Here is a 17,981-nt window from a genome sequence, read left to right as displayed (position 1 = left end):
TCGACCATCGGCCTCGTCCACGACGGCGGCATCCCGCTGGCCCGCCGACACGCGCGTGCCGCCACCATCCCGGGGCCGATAACGAACTCGAACTTGGGCTGCGCCAGCTTGCGCGCGCCGACGAGGTGAATCGAATGAAGCGTCGTACATTGACCGGCCTGCTGGGCGTCGGCCTGGCCGCACCGTCCCTCGTCAAAGCCCAATCCAGCCGGATGCGGGTGGTGGGCTATCTCCATCCCTTTTCCGGCACCTACATGGCGCCGTTCGTGGCCGCCTTCCGCAAGGGTCTCGAGGAGCAGGGCTTCGTCGACGGTCGCGATGTCCGGATCGAGGTCCGCACCGCTGATGGCTTCGAGGAACGGCTGCTGCCGCTGGCGCGCGAGTTCGTGGCCCAGAAGGTGGACGTCATCCTGGCCGCCGGCGGCAGCGACCCTGCCAAGGCGGCGAAAGAAGCGACATCGACCATCCCGATCGTGTTCGTGAGTGCGGCCGATCCGATCCGGGTCGGACTCGTCACCAACCTGAGCCGGCCCGGCGGCAACATCACCGGCGTCAGCCTGATCGGCTCCTCTCTCGAGGCCAAGCGACTGGAGATCCTGGCCCGCGTCGTTCCCGGCGAGCGCGGGCTCGGCGCCCTGATCAATCCCAATTATCCGGACGCCAAGCTGCAGGCCAACGAGTTCAGGACGGCCGCGCGTCAGGTCAATCGGCGCATCGAGATCCTGGAGGCCAGCACGGTCGAGGACCTCGAACCGGCCTTCGCCCAGGCAGCGCGCCAGCGGCTGGCCGGCCTGGCCGTCGCGCAGGACACGTTCTTCAACAGTCACCGCAGCGAGTTCGTCCGCTTCGCCGCGCAGTACAAGGTGCCGGCGATCTACTCGCAGCGGGAATATGCCGATCGCGGCGGGCTGATGAGCTACGGCACCAACTTCGCAGACAGCTACCGGCAGGCCGGGATCTATGTCGGCCGCATCCTGAAGGGAACCAAGCCCGAGGACCTGCCCGTCATGCAACCGTCGCGCTTCGAGCTGGTGATCAATCTCGCGACGGCGAAGGCGCTTGGCCTCACCATTCCGCTCGACATCCTCGGTGGGGCGGACGAGGTCATTGAATGAATCGGCGGGCGCTGCTGTCCGGCCTCACCGCTGCAGCGGCGCTGCCGGCGCGGGCGCAGGGCATGCCTCGCATCGGCTTCCTGGTCACCGGCGATCCGGAACCGGTCTGGTCGTTGTTCCGGGCGGCAATGGCGAAGCTCGGCTACAGTGAAGGCCGGACGGTCGCCTACGAATATCGCGCCGCCGACGCCGCGGGCGGCCGGCTCGACGCCTTCGCGGCCGACCTGGTGCGCCTCAAGGTCGATGTGCTGGTGGCGGTGCTGTCGCCCGCGATCGCCGCCGCCAAGCGGGCCACGTCGCGACTCCCCATCGTGTTCTATGGCGCCGCGCCGGACACCGGCATGGTCACCAACATGGCGCGGCCCGAGACCAACGTGACCGGCGTGTTCAGCCCGAGCGCCACGCTCGCCGGCAAGGCCGTCCAGCTCTTTCACGAGATCAAGCCCCAGACCAAGCTCTTCGGCGTCCTCCTCAATGCCCTCGACCCTTTCCATGTGCCACTGCGCCAGGAAGTCGAGGCGGTGACGCGCGCCGAGAAGATCGAGGCCGTGCCCGTCCTGGTCGGCAAGCCCGAGGAGGTGGCGCCGGCCCTGGAAAGCATGGCGCGACGCGGACTGGACGGGGTGCTCGTGCAGCCCAGCCTCGGCATGGTTGCGGCAGCCGCTTCCGCGCTCAAATACCGCCTGCCCGCGATCTCGTTCCGACGCGAATTCGTCGAGGCCGGTGGTCTGCTGTCCTATGGCGGCAACCAGCAGGACATGGCGATGTTGCTGGCCGAGGATGTCGACAAGCTGCTCAAGGGCGCCCCCGTGGCCGCCCTGCCCGTCCGGCAGACGGACAAGGTCGAGCTGGTGATCAACCTGACGACCGCGAAGACGCTGGGCCTGACCCTCTCCCCCTTGTTCCTCGCCCGCGTCGACGAGGTGATCGAGTGAAGCGACGCAACCTTTTCGTCCTGTCGGCAGGAGGCGCGTTGGCGGCCGGCGCGCAGGCCGCTTCGCTGCGGCGCATCGGCGTCCTGTGGCATGCCGCGAGCGCGGAGGACGAGCGGGACTATCGGCCGGTGCTGCACAAGGCGTTCGCCGATCTCGGCTACGTCGAGGGCGAGACGATCGTCCTGGAAGAGCGCTATCCCGCCGAGCAGCCGGACAAGTACCGCCTCTATGCCCAGCAATTCGCGGACAGCAGGCTCGACGCGATCGTCGCCGTGACGGCCCTGGGCGCGGCCGCCGCCAAACAAGCCACCAGCACCATCCCGATCGTCTTCGTCTTCGCCGCGGACCCGGTGCGGCAAGGCCTGGTGTCGAGCCTTGCGCGGCCGGGCGGCAACGCGACCGGACTCTCTCTGATGAGCATCGACCTCACCGGAAAGTGTCTGTCCCTGTTCAAGGAAGCCGTGCCCAATCTCTCGCGGGTCGGTCTGTTGCTCGAGATGGACCAGCCGGCCAATGGCACGCTCGTCCCGGCCTATCGGGCGGCCGCCGATCAACTCGGTCTCACGCTGACGCCGATCGAAGCATCGACGCCGGCATCCTTCGAGACCGCGTTCTCGGCCCTGGCGCGGGCCAAGGTGGATGGAGTCGTGGTCGGCAGCGGATCTCTGTTGTTCACCGAGCGGGCTCGCATCGGCGCACTGGCGCAGGCGCACGGACTGCCCAGCTTCGTCAGTATCGGCGAGATGGTGCCTTATGGTGCGCTGATGTCCTACGGCCAGGACTTTCCCGACTATTTCCGCCGCGCCGCGTCCTATGTCGACAAGATCCTGCGCGGCGCCACGCCGGCCAACCTGCCTGTCGAACAGCCGACACAGCTCAAGCTCGTGCTGAACCGCGCGACGGCCAGCCGCCTTGGCCTCGCCTTCTCGCCGACCCTGCTGGCGGCGGCCGACGAGGTCATCGAATGAAGCGCGGCCTGTTCCTCAAGTACGTCACGCTGTTCGTCGGGCTGGTGACCGGCGTGCTGGTCATCAATGCCGCGCTCGACCTCTATTTCGTCTATCGCGACAACCAGCGTGCCTCGATCGAGGTGCAGCGCGAGAAGGCCGAGTCGGCCGCGCGCCAGATCGAATCCTTCGTGCGCGGCATCGAGCAGCAGATCGGCTGGGTGGCACATCCGCAATGGGCGTCGCTGCCGGTCGACCAGCGGCGCTTCGATTACGTGCGGCTGCTGCGCCAAGTGCCGGCCATCACCGAGCTGGTGCAGCTCGACCGCGAGGGCCGCGAGCAGTTGCGCGTGTCGCGGCTGTCGATGGACGTGGTGGGTGCCGGCACCGACCATTCGCAGGATCCCGCCTTCGTCGACGCGATGAAGAACCGCGTCTATTTCGGCCCGGTCTATTTCCGCAAGGAGAGCGAGCCGTACATGACCATGGCGGTCGCGCACGGCGGCAAGAGCGGCGTGACCGTGGCCGAGGTCAATCTCAAGCTGATCCTGGACGTCATCTCGCAGATCAAGGTCGGCCAGGAGGGCTACGCCTATGTGGTCGACCGGCTGGGCCGCCTGGTCGCGCATCCCGACATCTCCCTGGTGCTGCGCGGCACCGACATGAGCAAGCTCGCCCAGGTCGCGGCCGCCCTGTCGCCAAAGGGCAGCGACCGCGACCCCGGCCCGGTCGACGCCACCAACCGCGCCGGCGTTCCCGTGCTGTCGGCGCACGCGCCGATCCCGGCACTGGGCTGGCTGGTGTTCGTCGAGCTGCCGCTCTCGGAAGCGGAGGAGCCGGTGATCGCGACCGGCCTGCGGGCGCTTGCCCTCCTGGTGGTGGGCCTCGCGATCGCGGGCCTTGCCGGTGCGCTGCTGGCGCGGCGCATGGTCGTGCCGATCCGCGCCCTGCAGGCCGGCGCGCAGCGTATCGGCGGCGGCGAGTTCGGGCATCGCCTGTCCGTGAAAACCGGCGACGAGCTCGAATCGCTCGCCGAACAGTTCAACCACTCGGCCGAGGCGCTGGAACAGTCCTATGCCACGCTGGAGCAGCGCGTCGAGGATCGCACCCGCGAGTTGACGGAATCGCTCGACCAGCAGACCGCGACGGCGGAAATCCTGCGCGTCATCTCCGAATCGCCGACGGACGTGAAGCCGGTGCTCGACGTCGTCGTCAGCGCCGCACGCCGCTTCTGCGGCGCCACCGACGCCGCCATCGTCCTGCGCGACGGCGAGTTCCTGGTCGGCGCCGCGCACGAGGGGCCACTGTCGGCTTGGGTCGGCGAGCGCCGCCCGCTTGATCGCTCCAGCACCACCGGCCGCGCCATGGTCGACGGCCGCACGATCCACACCCCCGACATCGAGGCCCTCGATCCGGCCGAATACGGCGCCGCCATTGCCCTGGCGCGCCAGCACAAGTGGCGCGCCAATCTGGTGGCGCCGATGTTGCGCGACGGCATCGCCATCGGCGTCATCGTGCTGCGCAAGACCGAACCCGGCCCCTTCACGCCGCGGCAGGTCGAGCTGCTCGAGACCTTCGCCGCGCAGGGCGTCATCGCGATCGAGAACGTCCGCCTGTTCACCGAGTTGCGCGAGTCGCTGGAGCAGCAGACCGCCAGCGCCGAGGTGCTGCGCGTCATCTCCCAGTCGCCGACCGACGTTGCCCCGGTGCTGGAGGCAGTGGCCAAGGCGGCGCTGCGGTTCTGCGGTGCCGAGGACGTCGTCATCGGCTTGCGCGACGGCGACGACTGGGTAGCGGCCGGCCACGAAGGTCGCATGCCGGGAGACATCGGCCGGCACTATTCCCTCAACCGCGAAACCGCCCCCGGACGCGCCATTCTCGACGCCCACACGGTGCACTTCTCCGACATCTCGGCCCTCGATCCCGCCGAGTTCGCCACCGCGCAGCGCGTCTCGCGCGAGCATGGCTTCGACGCCGCCCTGGCCGCGCCGATGCTGCGCGAGGGCGAGGCGATCGGCGCCGTCGTCCTGCGCAAGTCCGCTGCAGGCGCTTTCACGCCACGGCAGATCGAGCTGCTGGAAAGCTTCGCCGCCCAGGCAGTGATCGCGATCCAGAATGTGCGATTGTTCACCGAGCTGCGTGAATCGCTCGAACAGCAGACGGCAACGGCGGAAATCCTGCATGTCATCTCGCAGTCGCCGACCGACGTCGGGCCGGTGCTGGCGGCAGTGGCCAAGGCAGCCGTGCGCTTCTGCGGCGCCGAGGATGCCGTGATCATCCTGCGCGAGGGCAACAGCTGGATCGGCGCCGCTCATGAGGGGCCGATGCCCTGGACCGAGCAGGAGCATCATCCCCTGCTGCGCGACACTTCGCCGGGACGCGCCATCCTCGACGGCGTCACCGTGCATTTCCCGGATATCCCGGCGCTCGATCCCGCCGAATTCGCTACCGCCCAGCGAATGGGCGGTCAGTGGGGCTTCAAGGCGGCGCTCGATGCCCCGATGCTGCGCGAGGGCCAGGCGATTGGCGCCATCGGGCTGCGCAAGACCGAGGCCGGCCGGTTCACGCCCCGCCAGATCCAGCTCCTGGAAGCCTTCGCGGCGCAAGCCGTGATCGCCATCGAGAATGTGCGGCTGTTCACCGAGATCCAGGAGAAGAGCCGCCAGCTCGAACTCGCCAGCCAGCACAAGTCGCAGTTCCTGGCCAACATGAGCCACGAGCTGCGCACGCCGCTCAACGCCATCATCGGCTACACCGAGATGATGGCCGACGGACTCTACGGCGACATTCCCGAGAAGGCGCAGGGCGTGCTGGAACGCGTGCAGAGCAACGGCCGCCACCTGCTCGGCCTCATCAACGACGTGCTCGACCTGTCCAAGATCGAGGCCGGCCAGCTCGTGCTGGCGCTGGAGGAATACAGCGTCACCGACATGGTGAGCACGGTGGTGGCAGCCACCGAGTCGCTGGCCAAGGCCAAGAACCTGGCGCTCGAGACCGCCATTGCGCCGGGCCTGCCGATGGGCACCGGCGATGCGCGACGGCTGTCGCAGGTGCTGCTCAATCTCGTCGGCAATGCGATCAAGTTCACCGACGAAGGCAGCGTGCGCATCGGCGCCGTCGAGGTGGCCGGCCGGTTCGAGATTTCCGTGGTCGATACCGGGCCGGGCATCGCACCGGCGGATCAGGCACGCATCTTCGACGAGTTCCAGCAGGTCGACAACAGCAGCACGCGCAAGAAGGGCGGCACCGGCCTCGGCCTGTCGATCTCGCGCAAGATCGTCGAGCTGCATGGCGGCCGCATCACGGTCGAATCCGAGCCCGGCAAGGGCTCGACCTTCAAGATCACCATTCCGATCAACGCTACCCCGATCAAGGACGCGGCCGAATGAGCAAGAAGATACTCGTGGTCGAGGACACCGAGGACAACCGCCAGATCCTGCGCGATCTGCTGGGCATGGCGGGATACGACATGGTCGAGGCCCATGACGGTGCCGAGGGCGTGGCGCGGGCGGCGGAGCACAAGCCGGACCTGATTCTGATGGATATCCAGATGCCGGTGATGGACGGCTACGAGGCGACGCGGCGGATCAAGGCCAACCCGGAGCTCGCCGCCATCCCCGTGATCGCCGTCACCTCCTACGCGCTGTCGGGCGACGAGGAGAAGGCGCGCGCCGCCGGCTGCGACGGCTACATCGCCAAGCCCTACAGCCCGCGGCAGATGCTCGCCAAGGTGCGGGAGATCCTGAAGTGATGCGAGCAATGTCATCCCTCCCCACGCTCTGCGTGGGGAGGTGGCGCGCAGCGACGGAGGGGTCATGGGCAGGCAACAGCGTCGGCGCTCATGACCCCTCCGCTCCCGATGACGGGCGCACCTCTCCCCGCTTCGCGCGGGGAGGAGAATAGAATGCGGGATCCGGCCCGTATTCTCGTCGTCGACGATGTCGCCGACAATGTCGAGATCCTGCGCATGCGCCTCAGCAGCCTCGGCTACGAAGTGGCGGTGGCCGAGGATGGCGAGCAGGCGCTCGCCAAGGTGCGCGAGGATCTGCCCGACCTGATCCTGCTCGACATCATGATGCCCAAGATCGACGGGCTGGAGGTGGTGCGACGGCTCAAGGCCGATGCCACGCTGCCCTTCATTCCCGTGATCCTGGTGACCGCCAAGGCGACGCCGAAGGACGTGGTGGCCGGCCTCAACGCCGGTGGTGACGACTACCTCACCAAGCCGATCGATCACGGCGCGCTGGTCGCCCGCGTGCGGGCCATGCTGCGCATCAAGGCGCTGCACGACGAGGTGCAGGAACTCAACCGCGGGCTCGAGGCCAAGGTGCGCGATCAGGTCGGTGAACTGCAGCGCGTCAGCCGCCTGCGCAGCTTCCTCGCCCCCCAGCTCGCGCAGGCGATCGTGTCGTCGGGCGACGAGAAGATCCTGGAGAATCACCGCCGCGAAGTGGTCGCCCTGTTCTGCGACCTGCGCGGCTTCACCGGCTTCTCCGAGACCGCCGAGCCCGAGGACATCATGGCCGTGCTGGCCGAGTATCACGGCGCGGTCGGCCCGCTGATCCGCAAGTACGAGGGCACGCTCGACCGCTTCACCGGCGACGGCATGATGGTGTTCTTCAACGACCCGCTGCCCTGCGAGGACGCGCCGCAGCGGGCCGCACGCCTCGCCCTCGAGATGCGCGACGCCGTGGGCGCGCTGGTGCCGATCTGGACCAAGCGCGGCCACAGGCTCGGACTTGGCATCGGCATGGCCCAGGGTTACGCCACGCTCGGCCGCATCGGCTTCGAGGACCGCTTCGACTACACGGCGATCGGCGCCGTCATCAATCTCGCCGCCCGCCTGTGCGGCGAGGCCGCCGACGGCCAGGTCCTGATGAGCGGCCGGCTCGCCGCCGCCATCGAGGAGATGGCCGACATCGAGGACCTGGGCGAACGGCAACTGAAGGGCATGGCGCGTCCTGCAGCCGTGGCGTTGCTGCGCGGCCTCAAGGCCTAGGCACGCTTGGCCTGCAGTGCCCGCCAGACGCGCTGTGGCGTCAGGGGCATGTCGAGATGGTCTATGCCGAACGGCGCCAGGGCATCGAGCACCGCGGCGACGACGGCCGGAGGCGCACCGATCGTTCCGGCCTCGCCGATCCCCTTCACGCCGAGCGGATTGGTCGGCGACGGCGTCTCGTGGAAGGCAGTGCGCAGTGCCGGCACCTGATCGGCGCGCGGGATCGCATAATCGAGCAATGAGCCGCTGAGGAGCTGCCCGGTCACGCGATCGTAGACGGCGCCCTCGTACAGCGCCTGGCCGATGCCCTGGACCACGCCGCCATGGATCTGCCCCTCGGCCAGCAATGGATTGATGATGCGGCCGGCATCGTCGACGGCCACATAGTCGAGCAGCGTCACCTCGCCCGTCTCGACATCGACCTCGGCCACGACGGCGTGCACACCTGAGGGCGCCGACAGCATGGTGGGATCGTGGAACAGCGTTTCATCGAGGCCCGGGGCGAGCCCGGCCGGCAGGCTGTGCGCGACATAGGCGCGGCGCGCGACATCGCGGAAGGTCACCGGCCCGAGATCCGTGCCCGGCACGATGAACGCGCCATGGCGGTAGACGATGTCGGTCTCGGCTACCTCCAGGACGCCGGCGGCGATGGCAGTGGCCTTGGCGATGATCTTGTCGGCGCAGACCCGCACGGCTGAGCCGCCGACGGCCATAGAGCGCGAGTTGAAGGTGCCGTGGCCGGCCTGCACCTGCGCGGTGTCCCCCTGCACGACATCGATGTCGTCGATCGGCAGCTGGAGCGCATCGGCGGCGATCTGCGCCAGGCTCGTGGCATGGCCCTGGCCCTGGGGCATGGAGCCGGAGAAGACGGTGACCTTGCCGCCGGCGCCAACGCTCAGCCGCGCGCTTTCCCAGCCGCCGCGGTCGAAGCCGATGGCGCCGAGCAACCGGGACGGCCCCATACCGCACAGCTCGGTGTAGGCAGCCACGCCCACGCCAACATGGCGGCCCGCCTGGCGCAGCTCCTCCTGTCGGGCACGCCACCGATCATGTCCGATCATGGCCAGGGCCGTATCGAGACAGGCCTGATAGTTGCCGCTGTCCCAGGCCAGGCGCGGACTGCCATAGGGATGATAGGGGAAGTCTTCCGGGCGGACGAAGTTGACGCGCCGCACCTCGACGGGATCGAGCTTCAGGTGGCGCGCGACCGCCTCGATCGATCGCTCGGCAATATAGGCGGCTTCCGGCCGGCCTGCGCCGCGATAGGCGTCGACCGGGACGGTGTTGGTGAGCATCACGTAGACCGTCGCGGCCAGGGCTGGGATTCGGTAGGTGCCGGTCGCGAAGTTGGCGCAATTCACGGTCGGAATGCCGGTTGCCATGTTGGAGAGATAGGCGCCGACATTGGCGTAGCTGGTGAGCTTCATGCCGAGGATGCGGCCGTCGCGCATCACCGCTAGCTCGATGTGCTCGACATGGGCGCGGCCATGCGTGGTCGCGACATGGCTCTCCGAGCGGCCCTCTGTCCACTTCACGGGTCGGCCGAGACGCAGCGCGGCATGCGCACACAGGAGTTCCTCGGCATAGAGATGCATCTTGGGGCCGAAGCCGCCGCCGATGTCCGGCGCCACCACCCGCAGCCGATGTTCGGGCAGGCCGATCGTCTCGGCCACGAACCGCCGGGTCATGTGCGGGATCTGGCTGCCGATGTAGAGGGTCAGCGCGCCGTCGGCCGGCGACGGATCGGCGACGATGCTGCGCGGCTCGAGACAGGTCGGCACGAGCCGGTTGTTCTCGATCCGCAGCCTGACGATCGTATCGGCCTCGGCAGCCGCCTTGGCGTAATCGCCGCCGCCGGATTTGTGCAGATAGGCAAGATTGCGTGGCACGTTCTCGTGCAGCTGCGGCGCGCCATCGGCGAGCGCAGCCTCCTCGTCGACGACCGACGGCATAGGCTCGAATTCGACCTCGATGCGCTCCATCGCATCGAGCGCGGCCGCCTGCGTCTCGGCGACGACGAAGGCGACGCGATCACCGACATAGCGCACCGTATCGGCCGCCAGCACCAATTGCTCGGGCACCTTGCTGCCCGGCATGACCCAGTTCGGCCGGATCGGGCCGATCGCCCCCGCAACGTCGGATGCGGTCAGCACCAGCAGCACGCCGGGCAAGGCCGCGGCTTTGGCCGTATCGACGCGCCGCAGACGCGCATGCGCGTGCGGCGACCGCAGCACCGCGGCCCAGCACAGGTCGCGAGGAGCGATATCGTCGACATAGCGGCCGCGGCCGGTGAGCAAGCGGGCATCCTCGCGCCGCCGGAGCGGCCGGCCGACATAGGGCACGCGCTCCTGCAATTGGTCGGCGGATCCGGCATCTGGCATGGGTCGCTCCCGCAGATAGATAGATGATGATCGACATCTATATAGATGACGGTTATCATCTAACAGTCAAGCGCGTTCGGAGAGCCGACATGAGACGAACCAAGGAAGAGGCCGCGGAGACCCGACGGCGGATCGTGGCGAAGGCGGCGGAAGAATTCCGCGCCCATGGCGTGGAGGGCATCGGCATCTCCGACCTCATGGGCAAGCTCGGCCTCACCCATGGCGGGTTCTATCGCCATTTCGAGTCGAAGGATCAGCTTCTGGCCGAGGCCTGCCGCCATGCCCTCGATCGGACGGTCTCGGAACTTGGCGAGACGGCCGACAAGGCGCCGAAGGGACAGGGGCTGGAGACGGCGCTACGACAGTATCTGCGGCCGTTGCATCGCGATCATCCCGACAAGGGCTGCGCCCTGGCCGCCATCGGCGGCGAGGTGGCGCGCACCAACGAGCGATCGCGCGCTGCCATGACCGAGGGCTTCCACCACCTGGTCGACACCATTGCCCGACAGCTTCCCGACCTGCCGCCGACAGAGGCCGAGACGCGGGCGCTGGCGATCGTTTCCGGCATGGTCGGCGCCCTCCTCCTGTCGCGACTGGTCGATGACGAGGCGTTGTCGTCGCGTCTCCTGCGCGCCGCCCGCCAGCATCTGGCGACGATCGGCGATCCGGACCCGGCCACGGACCGGGCCTGAGCCGTCTTTCACAGCGCGAACGCTGGCGTGGGCCGACGGGCCGGGGCGCTTGCGCGGGTCCGGCGGACAGTCCGACAATTCCTCCCAACGAACAGGAGGAACGCCATGAAAGTCGGCATCGCCATGAACATGCTCCACGAGCACGGCCGGCCGGATGTGGCCGTGGTGCAGGAGCACTTCGCCCTGGGAGACCTGGTCGAGCCGCTGGGCTTCGACTCGCTGTGGGCGCTGGAGCACCACTTCACCGGTTACGCCATGTCGCCGGCGCCGGCCCAGCTCCTCGCCTATTACGCCGGCCGCACCAAGCGCATCCAGCTCGGCACCGCCGTGATCGTGCTGCCGTGGCACGACCCGATCCGCGTCGCCGAGCAGATCGCGCTGCTCGACATCATGTGCGGCGGGCGCTGCCTGTTCGGCTTCGGCCGCGGCGCCGCCTCGACCGAGTACGACGGCTTCCGCATCCCCATGGGCGAGGCGCGCCCGCGCTTCGCCGAAGCGGCGCAGATCGTGGTCAAGGCGCTGGCCAACGAGACTTTCGAGCACGAGGGCGAGTTCTTCAGGATCCCGCGCATGTCGATCCGGCCGCGGCCGATTTCCAACCCGGAACGGCGCTTCTATGCCAGCTCGGTCAGCCCGGAATCGGCGGAGCTGATCGCCAAGCTCGGCTTCGGCATGCTGATGATCATGCAGAACGAATGGAGCAAGTGCCGCGAGGACATCGACAAGTTCCAGGCGATGAGCCAGGCGGCCGGCTTCGAGCCCAAGCCGCCGATCATCCTCACCAACATCTCCTGCGCCGAGAGCCGCGCCGAGGCCGAGGAGCGCGCCTTCCGCTATCTCGGCCGCAAATGGCAATCGATCGACGATCACTACCATTTCTCCGACGGCCATCTCGCCTCGGTCAAAGGCTACGAGGCCTACGGCAAGACCGCCAGGACCTATGCCAAGCTCAAGGATCCGGCCAACCTCAAGAAGGCGACCGACTTCTATGTCTCGATCCAGATCGTCGGCACGCCCGACGACTGCCTGCAGCAGCTCGGCGAGCTGCAGAAGGTCACCGGGCTCGAGCATCTGGTGGCCGAGTTCTCCTTCGGCAACCTGCCGCATCATGAGGCCGAGAAGAACGTGCGCCTGTTCGCCGATCGTGCCCTGCCGATCCTGCAGCGCGACCCCGCCTATGCCGGCCCGCGTCAGACCGCGGCCGCGGCAGCCAAGCGCGCGAGGCACGGCGACATCTTCGCGCCGGCTTGACGGTCTGCGCACGCGCCGCGATGATCCGCGCATGAACGCCTTTTCCGTCACACAGGCAAACCGCCGCCGACGCTGGACACGTCCGGCGGCGATGCCGTGTGCTGAGGGACGAAAGGGTGCGATGGGAGCGACTTACCGCTAGCTTCCCGCTCCTTCAGCGTTCAGCCCGCAACCCGCCGAGCCCTTTCGGCGGGTTTTTTATTGGTCTTCCGGAGAAGGACAACACAGATGCAGCACGATGTTCCGGCGGGACTGTCGATCCGGCGCGCCTCGCCCGCCGATGCCGAAGCCGTCCGCATGCTGACGCGCGCCGCCTACGCCAAGTGGGTGCCGCGGATCGGCCGCGAGCCATTGCCGATGAAAGCCGATTATGAACAGGCGGTCCGCGAGCACATCGTCGACCTGCTGTTCAGCGGCGCCGAAATGGCGGGCCTCATCGAAACCATCGACGAGGGCGATCACCTGCTGATCGAGAACATCGCCATCGCGCCCGCGTTCCAGCGGCGCGGCCTCGGCCGGCACCTGCTGGCCCATGCCGAACGGTTGGCGGTAACGCTGGGACGATCCGAACTGCGCCTTTACACGAACCCCGAATTCACCGGCAATGTCGACCTCTATCGCCGCCATGGCTACGGCGTCGATCGCGAGGAGGCGTTCCTGGGCGGCGTCACGGTGTATATGAGCAAGCGCCTGGCGCCGGCGTAAGGTCACAGTCCCCAGCGGTGGACGAACCATACTTTCACGAGATGCGTCAGCACGGCGTAGGCCAGCAGCATCGCGGCGACGAGCGGCCAGTAAAGCGCCGGCAGCGGCACGAAGCCCAGTGCGCCGCCGATCCAGGTGTACGGCAGGGCGATGCCGATGGCGCAGATGATGATGGTCGTAGCGATCAGCGCCGGGCTGGCGTGACTCTGCACGAAGGGAATCCGCGCGGTGCGGATGATGTGGATGATCAGCGTCTGGGTCAGAAGCGATTCCACGAACCAGCCGGTCTGGAACAGCGCCGGGTTGGTCCAGGCATCGAAGATGAACAGCATCATGCCGTAGGTCGCGTAATCGAAGATCGAGCTCATCGGGCCGATGAACAGGATGAAGCGGAACAGCTTGCCGATATCCCAGCTGCGCGGCTGCGCGACATACTCCTCGTCGACATTGTCGGTCGGGATGGCGGTCTGGGAGAAGTCGTACAGCAGGTTGTTGGTGAGGATCTGCAGCGGCGCCATCGGCAGGAACGGCAGGAACAGGCTGGCGCCCAGGACGCTGAACATGTTGCCGAAGTTCGAGCTCGCGCCCATGCGGATGTACTTCACGATGTTGGCGAAGATGCGCCGGCCCTCGATCACGCCGGCATGCAGGACCAGCAGGCTCTTCTCCAGCAGGATGATGTCGGCCGATTCCTTGGCGATATCGACCGCCGAATCGACCGAGATCCCGACATCGGCCACTTTCAGGGCCGCGCTGTCATTGATGCCGTCGCCCAGGAAGCCGACGACGTGTCCCTGGGCCCGCAGCGCCTTCACCACCCGCTCCTTCTGCGCCGGGCTCACCTTGGCGAAGACGGTGGTGCGCGCGGCAAGCTCGGCCAGCTCCGCATCGCCCATCTTCTCGATGCGGCCGCCGGTCAGGATCTCGCCCGCGACGAGCCCGACCTCGTTGCAGATCTTGCGGGTGATGACTTCGTTGTCGCCGGTCACGACCTTGACCCGCACCCCCTTCGCCGCAAGGGCGGACAGCGCCTCGCGGGCCGTCTCCTTGGGCGGATCGAGGAAGGCGATATAGCCCAGCAGGACGAGGTCGGCTTCGTCGGCGACCGAATAGGTCGCCTTCGCGGCATCGAGTTCCTTGTAGGCGACGGCCACGACGCGGAAACCATCGGCGTTCAGCGCCCGCGTCTCCTCGACGGCGGCCGCGAAATGGCTTTCGTCCAGCGCGCCGGTCTCGCCATCGACGGCATAGCGCGTGCAGACGGCGAAAATCTCTTCCACCGCGCCCTTGCAGATCAGGACGTGCTTGCCGTCCTCGCGCGCCACGACGACGGACAGGCGGCGACGGGCGAAATCGAAGGGTATCTCATCGACCTTGCTGTAGCCGGACTCGGCGCCGTGGGTGAGATGCAACTCGCCATGGGCCAGCACCGCCCGGTCGAGCAGGTTGCGCAGGCCCGACTGGAAATGGCTGTTGAGGAACGCGTACTGCAACACGCGCTGGGACTCGTTGCCGTAGATATCGAGATGACGCTTCAGGATGATGCGATCCTGCGTCAGCGTCCCGGTCTTGTCGGTGCACAGGATATCCATGGCGCCGAGATTCTGGATCGCGTGCAGCCGCTTCACGATGACCTTCGCGCGCGACAGGATGATCGCGCCCTTGGCCAGGTTGACTGTGACGATCATCGGCAGCATTTCCGGCGTCAGCCCGACCGCGACGGCGACGGCGAAGAACAGCGCTTCCAGCCAGTTGCCCTTGGTCAGCCCGTTGATCAGGAAGACCGACGGCACCATCGCCGCCATGAAGCGGATCATCAGCCAGGTGAAGCGGTCGATGCCGCGGTCGAAGGCCGTCGGTACCCGCCGGCCGACAATCTCGTGGGCGAGACGGCCAAAATAGGTGCGCGGTCCGGTGCGGACGATCAACCCGGTGGCGTAGCCGGAGACGACGTTGGCGCCCATGAAGCAGATATTGCCGAGGTCGAACGCACCCTCACCCTTGTCGCAGGCATGGCCGAACTTCTCGACCGGCATCGCCTCGCCGGTCAGCGCCGCCTGGTTGACGAACAGATCCTTGGCATCGAGGAGGCGCAGGTCGGCCGGGATCATGTCGCCCGCGGAGAGACTCACGACATCGCCCGGCACGAGCTGGTCGATGGCGATCTCGCGGAACGGATCGTCCGCGGGCGCGGGAAGCCGCCGCACGCTCGCCGTCGTATGCACCATCGCCCGCAATTCCGCCGCAGCCCGATTGGAGCGATGCTGCTGAATGAAGGCGGTGCCGACCGCCAGCAGGACCATCACCGCGATCACGATCGCGGCGCGCACGTCACCCAGGAAATAGGAGACGACGGCCAGTCCCAGCAGCAGCGCGTTCAGCGGATTGCGGGCGACCGACCACAGCTCCTCGAGGACCGTTGCCCGCCGCTCGCCGGCGACCCGATTGGGGCCGTATTGGCGCAGGCGGCGCGCCGCTTCCTCCTCCGCCAGCCCGTTCGGGCTCGCATCGAGCCTGGCGCAGATGTCGGTGGGAGACAGCCCGCAGAGTTCGGCAAACCCTTTGTCGCTGTCGGAGGAATCGAGTGGCATCCCGGAACCGCCTCAAAGATCGATCGATCCAACCGCCGGGCCGGGCAGCGTGCCATGACCTGTCTCAAACCGGCAAGGGTCGCCGGGCAGGCTTGGGCGGGCGTCAGGAGTCGGGGATCGAGCGATCGACCTGCCAGGTCGCGCCGGTGACACTCGGCTCGAGGATGAGCCGGCCGACGATCTGCTCGAGCGCCGCATCGGTGCGCTTGGCGGCGACCGCCTGGGCGGTGACGGCGACCTTGGTGGTGTCCGGAACATCCTCGCTGTCCAAGCGGCGCAATCCCAATCCGGCATGGGTGAGGCCGTTCAGCAGCAGCGACCGCATATGTCCTTCCTCGCTGGCCCTGCAGATGATCTCGACCGAGTAATAGGTCTCGGCATCGGGTGCGGTGAGGGTGAAGCGGTTCACGCGCCGCACCAGGGGCCGCAGCAGGAGGTTGGTGCCGATCACGAAGGCCGCGGCGACAGCGCTGGGCGCGAAGTACCCGGCGCCGGCAATGGTTCCGACCATGGCCGAGCACCAGAGCGTTGCCGCCGTGTTGAGGCCGTGGACATTGATCCCTTCGCGCAGGATGACGCCGGCGCCGAGAAAGCCGATGCCGGTGACGATCTGGCCGGCGACGCGGGTCGGATCGCCCTGCCCGACCATGCCGGAGAAGAAGACGAAGCCGCTGGCGCCCAAAGCCACGAGGGCATTGGTGCGCAGCCCCGCCATCTTCTGGTTCCACTGGCGCTCGAAGCCGATCGCCGAGCCCAGCAGGAGCGCGACGGCAAAGCGGAGCGCTGCCGAGGCGAGCACCGAGCTGTCGAATACCATGCCACTTCAGTGGCGACCGACTGTTAAGCCTTCATGACGGCCGGGTTGGCGATCGCGTCCAGCGGAGCACCCAGGGCTAGGCGGTCCGCTCCACGACCAGCGCGACGACCGCGTCCGCCGCAGCGTCGGCCGAGAGTTCGGCCGTGCGCAGGATCAGCGCCGGCTCCTCCGGCGGCTCATAGGGCTGGTCGCGCCCCGTGAGGTTGAGCACCTTGCCCTGCCCGGCCTTCTCATACAGGCCCTTGGGATCGCGCTGCTGGCAGATCTCCGCCGGCGTATCGACGAAGATCTCGAGGAAGCGCCCCTCGGGCAGCAACGCGGCGGCACGGGTGCGATCGGCTTGGAAGGGCGAGACCAGGGCGACGATGGCGATGAGACCGGCATCGGCCATGAGCTTCGCGACCTCGCCGACGCGCCGCACATTCTCCGACCGGGACGCGGCGTCGAAGCCGAGATCGGCGTTCAGGCCCTGGCGCAGGTTGTCGCCGTCGAGCAGCATGGTCTGGCGTCCCGCCTCGATCAGCTTGCGCTCGACGAGGTTGGCGATGGTCGATTTGCCCGAGCCCGGCAGGCCGGTGAGCCAGACCACCAGCGGCTGCTGCGCCTTGAGATCGGCCCGCAGGCGCGGCGTCACCGTCTCGGCATGGCGATGAACGTCGCGCGCCGCATCGAGACCCGAGGCGACCATGCCCGCGGCGGCGGTGCGCAGGGTGGCGCGATCGATCAGGATGAAGGCGCCGGTGCCGCGATGGTCGGTATAGGGATCGAACGTGACCGGGACGGTCGTCTCGATCTCGACGCGGCCGATGGCGTTGAGGGCGAGCCTGGTTGCGGGCTGGCGCTGCAGCGACTCGATGTCGAGAATATCGACGACGCGCGACAGCACCGCCGGAACGGTGGCGGTGCCGATCTTGAGCAGGAAGCGCTTGCCGCTCGATGCCACCGCCTCGTCCATCCAGACCAGATCGGCCGCGAACCGCCGCGTCACCGTCGGACGCTGCCGCGGATCGGCCAGCACGTCGCCGCGCGCCACGTCGACCTCGTCCTTCAGCGTCAGCGTCACCGAGCGCCCGGCCGCCGCGCTCGGCAGGTCGCCGTCGAAGGTGACGATGCGCGCGATCTCCGTCGTCTGTCCCGACGCCGCGACCACCACGCGATCGCCCACCGCCACACGGCCGCTGGCCACCGTGCCGGCAAAGCCCCGGAACTCGCCATCGGGCCGGTTCACCCACTGCACCGGGAAACGCAGCGGCGCCCCGGCCGCCTCCGTATCCGTCTCCACCGTCTCGAGATGGCCCAGCAGCGACGGCCCGGCGTACCACGGCGTGCGCGCCGACCGCTCGGCGACGTTGTCCCCCAGCCGCGCCGACAGCGGGATGGCGACGGCGGAATGGAACGCCAGCGGCGCGGCAAAGGCCGTGAACGCCGCCTCGATCTCGCGGAACCGCGCCTCCGAGAACCCCACCAGGTCGATCTTGTTCACCGCCAGCACCACGTGCCGGATCCCCAGCAGCGACACGATCGCGGCATGCCGGCGCGTCTGCTCCA

The 17,981-nt window shown here is 68.0% G+C and carries 13 protein-coding genes; 9 read left to right on the top strand and 4 right to left on the bottom strand.

Annotated elements, in window-relative coordinates; translation table 11 throughout:
- The first annotated feature begins 134 nt into the window (after positions 1 to 134).
- The 6 genes from B5D62_RS32405 to B5D62_RS32380 all read left to right on the top strand — a co-directional run bounded on the left by B5D62_RS32405 (position 135) and on the right by B5D62_RS32380 (position 7,996).
- Positions 135 to 1,115: an ABC transporter substrate-binding protein gene (locus tag B5D62_RS32405; protein WP_085938242.1), complete on the top strand. Its 981-nt coding sequence runs from the start codon at positions 135 to 137 to the stop codon at positions 1,113 to 1,115.
- Positions 1,112 to 2,050 carry an ABC transporter substrate-binding protein gene (locus tag B5D62_RS32400; RefSeq protein ID WP_085938241.1) on the top strand — a complete coding sequence of 313 codons (939 nt, stop codon included), beginning with the start codon at positions 1,112 to 1,114 and terminating at the stop codon, positions 2,048 to 2,050. Before B5D62_RS32405 ends, B5D62_RS32400 begins: the two co-directional genes overlap by 4 nt.
- Entirely contained in the window at positions 2,047 to 3,018 is a 972-nt protein-coding gene (locus tag B5D62_RS32395; RefSeq protein WP_085938240.1) for an ABC transporter substrate-binding protein, read from the top strand. Before B5D62_RS32400 ends, B5D62_RS32395 begins: the two co-directional genes overlap by 4 nt.
- The gene (locus B5D62_RS32390) at positions 3,015 to 6,386 is read left to right on the top strand and encodes a GAF domain-containing protein (protein ID WP_085938239.1); all 3,372 of its coding nucleotides are present in this window, start codon (positions 3,015 to 3,017) and stop codon (positions 6,384 to 6,386) included. Before B5D62_RS32395 ends, B5D62_RS32390 begins: the two co-directional genes overlap by 4 nt.
- A complete protein-coding gene (locus B5D62_RS32385; RefSeq protein WP_085938238.1) occupies positions 6,383 to 6,748 on the top strand; it encodes a response regulator in 366 nt (121 codons plus the stop codon). The genes B5D62_RS32390 and B5D62_RS32385 overlap by 4 nt, the downstream gene beginning before the upstream one ends.
- Positions 6,749 to 6,901: 153 nt before the next feature.
- Positions 6,902 to 7,996: an adenylate/guanylate cyclase domain-containing protein gene (locus B5D62_RS32380; protein WP_085938237.1), complete on the top strand. Its 1,095-nt coding sequence runs from the start codon at positions 6,902 to 6,904 to the stop codon at positions 7,994 to 7,996.
- Here the strand turns inward: B5D62_RS32380 and B5D62_RS32375 are convergent.
- Positions 7,993 to 10,377 (bottom strand): xanthine dehydrogenase family protein molybdopterin-binding subunit, encoded by a 2,385-nt coding sequence (locus B5D62_RS32375; protein WP_085938236.1) that lies wholly within the window; start codon positions 10,375 to 10,377, stop codon positions 7,993 to 7,995. The genes B5D62_RS32380 and B5D62_RS32375 overlap by 4 nt on opposite strands.
- 89 nt (positions 10,378 to 10,466) lie before the next feature.
- Here B5D62_RS32375 and B5D62_RS32370 point away from each other — a divergent pair, with 89 nt between their 5' ends.
- From B5D62_RS32370 to B5D62_RS32360, 3 genes are all read left to right on the top strand, one after another.
- Positions 10,467 to 11,069, top strand: a complete 603-nt coding sequence (locus tag B5D62_RS32370) for a TetR/AcrR family transcriptional regulator (RefSeq protein WP_170921262.1) — start codon at positions 10,467 to 10,469, stop codon at positions 11,067 to 11,069.
- A 105-nt stretch (positions 11,070 to 11,174) separates the two neighbouring features.
- Positions 11,175 to 12,320 (top strand): LLM class flavin-dependent oxidoreductase, encoded by a 1,146-nt coding sequence (locus B5D62_RS32365; protein WP_085938234.1) that lies wholly within the window; start codon positions 11,175 to 11,177, stop codon positions 12,318 to 12,320.
- 228 nt (positions 12,321 to 12,548) lie between these two features.
- On the top strand, positions 12,549 to 13,025 hold the full coding sequence (locus B5D62_RS32360; protein WP_085938233.1) for a GNAT family N-acetyltransferase: 477 nt from the start codon (positions 12,549 to 12,551) through the stop codon (positions 13,023 to 13,025).
- Positions 13,026 to 13,027: 2 nt separating this feature from the next.
- Here the strand turns inward: B5D62_RS32360 and mgtA are convergent, their stop codons facing one another.
- The 3 genes from mgtA to cysC all read right to left on the bottom strand — a co-directional run.
- Entirely contained in the window at positions 13,028 to 15,616 is a 2,589-nt protein-coding gene (gene mgtA / locus B5D62_RS32355; RefSeq protein WP_085938232.1) for a magnesium-translocating P-type ATPase, read from the bottom strand.
- 103 nt (positions 15,617 to 15,719) lie between these two features.
- A complete protein-coding gene (locus B5D62_RS32350) occupies positions 15,720 to 16,433 on the bottom strand; it encodes an MgtC/SapB family protein (protein ID WP_085938231.1) in 714 nt (237 codons plus the stop codon).
- Positions 16,434 to 16,509: 76 nt separating this feature from the next.
- Positions 16,510 to 17,981: adenylyl-sulfate kinase (gene cysC, locus B5D62_RS32345; protein WP_085938230.1), on the bottom strand; the 1,472-nt coding region annotated here is incomplete at its 5' end.

It is taken from the genome of Enhydrobacter aerosaccus (assembly GCF_900167455.1).
GTDB classification, from domain to species: domain Bacteria; phylum Pseudomonadota; class Alphaproteobacteria; order Reyranellales; family Reyranellaceae; genus Reyranella; species Reyranella aerosaccus.
Note: the sequence above shows the minus strand (reverse complement) of the source record. Positions and strands in the feature narration are given on the sequence as shown.